Raw genomic sequence first — 6182 nt, forward strand, 5'->3', positions numbered from 1 at the left:
CCATTTTTAGCCATTGCATTTGTAGCAGCATTTGTATCGAGTATTGCCCAGACTGGATTTCTGTTTTCTGCGGAGCCCATTAAGTTTAAGTTAAGCAAAATAAATCCAATTAGCGGCTTTAAAAATATGTTTAGTAAAAAAACATTGTTTACGATGGTAAAAAATGTTGCCAAACTAACATTAGTCTTTTGGATGGCGTATAAAACACTTGAAACATCCGTATACTTGATCCTTAATTCCAGCAATGTTGGAACGGAAAAGTTATTTTTCTTAATGTCCGATCTTGTAATGGAACTGGGAACCCAATTAGGTATACTGCTGCTTATATTAGGTTTGATTGATTACATTTATCAAGTTTATGATTACCGGAAAAATTTAAAAATGTCTAAACAAGAGTTGAAAGATGAATACAAGGAATCTGAAGGCGATCCACAAATCAAGTCTCAAAGGAGACAGCGTTACCGTCAGCTGACAAAAGGCGCATTGCAAGATGTAGAAACTGCAACCGCCATTATAACGAACCCGACTCATTTGGCTATTGCAATTCGCTATGAGAAAGGCAAAGATGACGTTCCAATCATTGTAGCTAAAGGGGCAGATTATCAAGCTGCCAAAATTAGAGAACGGGCCAAAGCCTTTGATGTTCCGATTATTGAAAATAAACCAGTTGCTAGAGCCATGTACAAAACAGTCGAGATCGGCCAACCAGTGCCAGTTGACCTTTACCAAGCCATTGCTGAAATACTAGCATTGGTTTACCAAATGGAAGAAATAAATAAACACAAGATTTAATGCTTTTAAGATGAGGAGTTCAAAAACATGTCTACTGCCTTTTGGGGGAAAATTGAAAAACTAACCAGTTCTATGGATGTTATTGTTGCATTTTTTGTAATGATGATTTTAGGAATGATCATTATTCCATTACCAGCTGGATTACTCGATTTTATGCTGATTATTAACATAGCATTATCGATTACGATATTACTGCTGACTTTGTTCACAAAAAATGTGTTAGAATTCTCAACTTTTCCGACATTATTATTGATTACAACCATGTTCCGTTTAGCCCTGAATATCTCTTCTACACGGTTGATTTTAACTGAAGGAGAAGCAGGAGCCGTAATTGAAACTTTTGCTAACGTTGTAACAGGAAGTAATTTCATTGTTGGAGCGGTAATCTTTATTATTATCGTTATTATTCAAATGATGGTTGTAACCAACGGAGCAAGTCGTGTTTCTGAAGTGTCTGCACGGTTTACTTTAGATGCAATGCCGGGTAAACAAATGGCAATTGACGCGGATTTGAACTCTGGATTGATCAATGAAGATACTGCTAAAAAAAGACGTTCAGACCTTGAAAGAGAAACACAGTTTTTCGGAGCAATGGATGGAGCGAGTAAATTCGTAAAAGGAGATGCTATCGCTGGTCTAATTATTACGGTCATTAACCTTATTGGTGGAATCGCCATTCATTCATTGCAAAATGATATGGAAATCATGGAAGCCTTGACAACATTTGGTAAGTTGACCATTGGGGATGGATTAGTTAGTCAAATCCCATCATTATTAATTTCAGTAGCCTCTGGGATATTAGTGACCCGTTCTGGAAGCATCAAAGGTTTTGGTAGTTCCATTGGGGAAGAGTTATTCCATTCACCAAAAGTAATGATGATGCTAGCGTCTATATTACTATTATTCGCGATTATGCCAGGCTTTCCAACTATTCCATTTTTACTTTTGGGATTAGTGGCTGGAGTGGCTGGATACTTATTGATGGAAAATGAAAAATCACAGAAATCAAATCAACAAGCCAAAGAGATTCGTTCAAAAGCTGCACAACGAACAAGCCAAGAAAAAAGCACCGATGAATCTGTAGCCTCATTTCAAGTGGATCCCATATCCATTGAAATTGGGTATGGTCTGATTCCAATAGCGGATGAAAATCAAGACAATAACTTGATGAGTCATATTACAACCATTCGTAAACAAAGTGCTCATGAATTAGGCATCTTATTGAGTCCCATTCGAATCAGAGACAATTTGCAACTGAAAGCCAATGATTATGTGATCAAAATCAAAGGAAACGTCGTGGCTCGTGGAGAATTGTACTTAGATAAATACATGATCGTGGATCCCGGTGAAACAGAATTTGACTTTGATGGCATTCCAACTAAAGAACCCGCTTTTGGTTTGGACGCTATGTGGGTAAACGAAAGCGACCGCGAAACGGCTGATTTAAGAGGGTATACAGTCGTAGATCCGATAACGGTTTTAGTGACTCATTTGAAAGAGACCATTTACAAGTCTAGTTATGAACTATTAGGTAGACAAGAAGTGAAACAATTGCTCGAAGGAATCAAAGATAAGTATGGCGTAGTCATTGATGAACTGATCCCCGACATTCTTCGTTTAGGTGAAGTTCAAAAAGTTTTGCAAAACTTACTGAAAGAAAGTATTCCTATCAATGATTTAGTGACTATTTTGGAAACTTTAGCAGATTATGGAAACACAACCAAAGACATTGAAATGTTAACTGAATACGTACGTCAAGCTCTGAAACGGACAGTGGTTAAACCTTACTTAGACGAACAAAATGTTCTTCAAGTAGTTACCATAATGCCCGATACAGAAGAATTGATCACACGAAGCATTCAAAAATCTTCTGCTGGTTCCATTCCAATCTTACAACCAGAGACAGTTACGCGGATTTTTGATAGTATCACATCCATCCATAACCAACTGTCAGCAAGAGGAATACCGCATGTCTTACTAGCTTCGCCAAAAATTAGACCAGCAATGAAAAATTTAATCTCGTATAATTTTCCTGATTTAACGGTGGTTTCATTGAATGAAGTACCAAATGATATACCGATTGAAACAGTCGGGATGATCGAAGGATAAGTGCAAATAAAATAGTAAGCTGAGTGAAGGAAGGACTGGAATGTTAGAGATTCTATTCGTTCCAACTCATTCCGTTTTCTAAGGTGGAGGGGTATAAATGTATTATGAAAATGATAGGGAAAAGGAAATCATTAAATACCTTCCCCTAGTAGAAAAAATTGTTAATCGAATGGATGTTAAGCGAAGTGAGTATGACCGAGATGATCTATATAATATTGGGGTTATTGGTCTTATGGATGCGCTGGAAAAATTCGATAAATCGAAAAAAGTTCCTTTCGAGGGATACGCGTATATTAGAATAAAAGGCTCCATCATTGATGAAATCAGAAAAACGGCTCCAGTATCTCGAACCAGAATGGGAAAGTTGAACGACTATTATCGTGCGAAAGAAAAGCTAGAAGCCACACTTATGCGTACACCTACTGAAAAAGAAATTTGCGAAGAATTGAAGATTGATGAAAAAGCCTTAACAAAAATTCACGAAACAGTACATAATCTTGCATCTGTCTCACTAGAAAAAGTTATGTTTAGCGATGACGGAAATTCGATCGAGTTGATTGATTTCTTAGAAGATAAGCATGAGACGGGTTCTGAAGACACCTTGTTAGACAAAGAACGTCAGCAGCTGCTAACAAAAAATGTCAGCAAGTTAGATAAGAGAGAACAAACCATTTTAAATTTGTATTATGTTGAAGAACTGTCACTCAAAGAAATTGCGTATATTTTCGATATTTCGGTTCCTAGGGTTTCACAAATACACGGCAAAATGATTTTGAAATTAAAAGAATCGATGAGGAGAGAATACGATGATTAGAAGTTTAACAACACTCAATAATAATTTTAATATCTTACAAAAAAAACAAGAGAACATTAGTGCAAATGTAGCCAACATCAATACCTCAGGTTACAAATCGCAAGAAATTATTCAAAGTACCCGCGCATCAGAAATGATGTCCAACCATTTAGATGGCCCGTTTTTAAATCAACAGCAAGATATCGGCGGTTTTACCTTTGGCAATCAGATTGATGAAATCGCTCAAAATTTTAGCCAAGGGGGTTTGAAAGCTACTGCTTCTGCAACAGATGTAGCGATTCAAGGAGACGGCTTTTTTACAGTAGAAGCGCCAAATGGTGGGAATTACTATACACGTAACGGGAACTTTGCTGTTAACGATACAGGAGAACTAGTCACTCAAGAAGGCTACCGTGTTCTTGGGACAACAGCAAATGGACAGCCTTCTCCAATTCAAGTTAATGGAACAGAGTTTTCAATTGACAATAGAGGCAATATTTCAGGAACAGGAATGAGTTTGATGGTAACTGAATTTGAGGATACAGCTGGATTAACCAGAGCTGGAGACACATTGTTCACTGGACAAGGTGGTACGGTACAAATGGGTGGAACAGTTATGCAGCAGAATTATCTGGAAACATCAAATGTACAAACAGTCGATGAAATCACGAACTTAATGCAAGTTTCAAGAGAATTTGAAGCCAATCAAAAAGCCCTCAGTGCTGCGGATGAAACGTTAAGAAAAGCGGTAAATGAAGTTGGGAAAGTCTAGGAGGAAAAGAAAGTGAGTATACCTTTAAGTATCAGTAAAAGTGGCATGAATGCGATCCAAAATCAAATGGATGCTGTATCGAATGATATTGCCAATATTAATACAACCGGATATAAATCTAAAAATATTAGTTTTAATGAGTTGCTGCTGAATGATATGAATGGTGAAGCAGATTTTCTATCAGATACGGTTCAAGATGCTGGGATCAATAGAGGTTCAAAAAGTGGTGTAACGTCTACGAATTTTGCGCAAGGATCACTAGTTTCTGATCCAAATGATTACCATTTAGCGATTGCTGGAGAAGGTTTCTTTGGAGTTGTTGGAGAAAATGGAGAACGTTATTTGACACGTGATGGAGCATTCCATGTAAATGAAGACAAATCGATCACAAATGATAACGGGGATACGTTAGAAATTCAAACGCTTATCCCAACCAATCAATGGCCTGAGGGTGATGTTTCTATTGCTGAAAATGGAGACGTAACGATTCATTCAGAGAATGGAAGTACATTAGTAGGAACAATTCCTTTATTTTATCCAACTCAAACAAATGAACTGGAACCTATTGGAGAGAACAAATATAGTTACAATGGTGCTTTTGGAACAGGTGAAGGTTCCATTCAACAAAATTATTTAGAAGCATCAAACGTTGACCTAGCCTCTTCTATTACTGAAATGATGTTGGCACAGCGTTCATATTCCTTAAATCTTAAAGTCGCTCAGGGAACAGATGAAATGTCTTCTGTGATCAACCAATTTAAACAATAGAATTTGGTGGACCAACAGATTGAAATGATAACTTTGGCACATGCACTATCGGATTTGGTTTGACGCATAGGATGATGACGTCAGGGAAGAATTTGAGGTAAATCAGGTGATAAAATATGATTAGAATGAAAAATGTTGTAAAAAATTATTCCAAAGGTGTAAAAGCTCTTAGAGGAGTCAATCTTACCATTAAAGATGGAGAATTTGTCTATTTGGTAGGAGCAAGCGGCTCTGGAAAATCAACATTAGCAAAATTATTATATAGAGAAGAAAAAGTGACTAAAGGACAAATTGAAGTCTGTGGACAACTATTATCTAAAATCAAAGAAAAAGATATCGCTAAACTTAGAAGACAGATTGGCGTTGTTTTTCAAGATTTTAAATTATTGTTGGATCGCACCGTTTTTGAAAATATCGCCTATGCCTTGGAAGTCATTGGAACTGAACCAGATGCGATTGAACCGCTAGTGATGCAAGCGTTGCGTTATGTTGAATTAGAACATAAAGCGAATGATAAACCAACAGAACTATCTGGTGGAGAACAACAACGGGTATCGATTGCACGTGCCATCGTTAATTCCCCAAAATTAATCATTGCAGATGAACCCACAGGTAATTTAGATCCTAAAACAGCTTTAGAAATTATGCGCTTATTTTACCGGATCAATCAAAAAGGAACAACGATTTTAATGGTTACGCATAATCGCAGAATAGTAGATAAATTTCGTAATCGTGTAATAGAGATTGAACAAGGAAAAATTGTTTGGGATGAAAAGAAAGATGAAGACGTGATTCAATACGATATCTCGCTCGGAGAATATGTAGCTATTTAAACGAACAAGTTAGTTTAATAAGAGATAGGTTCGGTCAAAAAAGATGCTAAAGGCATCTTTTTTTTTTTGAAAATTAATTGAAAAGAAACTTTATTATTTGTTAAGTATTCTAAAA

At 36.7% G+C, this 6182-nt stretch carries 6 protein-coding genes; all 6 read left to right on the forward strand.

Annotated features, from left to right (window positions below; all coding sequences use genetic code 11):
- A partial coding sequence (locus ABS911_RS13765) for an EscU/YscU/HrcU family type III secretion system export apparatus switch protein (RefSeq protein ID WP_350468032.1) occupies positions 1–792 on the forward strand: 792 nt, incomplete at its 5' end.
- Positions 793–819: 27 nt separating this feature from the next.
- Positions 820–2901, forward strand: a complete 2082-nt coding sequence (gene flhA / locus ABS911_RS13770) for a flagellar biosynthesis protein FlhA (RefSeq protein WP_350468033.1) — start codon at positions 820–822, stop codon at positions 2899–2901.
- 97 nt (positions 2902–2998) lie between these two features.
- The gene (locus ABS911_RS13775; RefSeq protein ID WP_350468034.1) at positions 2999–3715 is read left to right on the forward strand and encodes a sigma-70 family RNA polymerase sigma factor; all 717 of its coding nucleotides are present in this window, start codon (positions 2999–3001) and stop codon (positions 3713–3715) included.
- Complete coding sequence (locus ABS911_RS13780; RefSeq protein ID WP_350450930.1) at positions 3708–4466, forward strand: flagellar hook-basal body complex protein; 759 nt, start codon at positions 3708–3710, stop codon at positions 4464–4466. The genes ABS911_RS13775 and ABS911_RS13780 overlap by 8 nt, the downstream gene beginning before the upstream one ends.
- A gap of 12 nt (positions 4467–4478) precedes the next feature.
- The gene (locus ABS911_RS13785) at positions 4479–5234 is read left to right on the forward strand and encodes a flagellar hook-basal body protein (RefSeq protein ID WP_350450931.1); all 756 of its coding nucleotides are present in this window, start codon (positions 4479–4481) and stop codon (positions 5232–5234) included.
- Positions 5235–5350: 116 nt separating this feature from the next.
- Positions 5351–6067: a cell division ATP-binding protein FtsE gene (gene ftsE, locus ABS911_RS13790; protein WP_350468035.1), complete on the forward strand. Its 717-nt coding sequence runs from the start codon at positions 5351–5353 to the stop codon at positions 6065–6067.
- Positions 6068–6182 lie beyond the last annotated feature (115 nt).

Source organism: Carnobacterium sp., assembly GCF_040274425.1.

Coding starts and splice junctions, on each gene's coding strand:
- flhA (WP_350468033.1), top strand. CDS start 820: ATGTCTACTGCCTTTTGGGGGAAAATTGAAAAACTAACCAGTTCTATG.
- ABS911_RS13775 (WP_350468034.1), top strand. CDS start 2,999: ATGTATTATGAAAATGATAGGGAAAAGGAAATCATTAAATACCTTCCC.
- ABS911_RS13780 (WP_350450930.1), top strand. CDS start 3,708: ATGATTAGAAGTTTAACAACACTCAATAATAATTTTAATATCTTACAA.
- ftsE (WP_350468035.1), top strand. CDS start 5,351: ATGATTAGAATGAAAAATGTTGTAAAAAATTATTCCAAAGGTGTAAAA.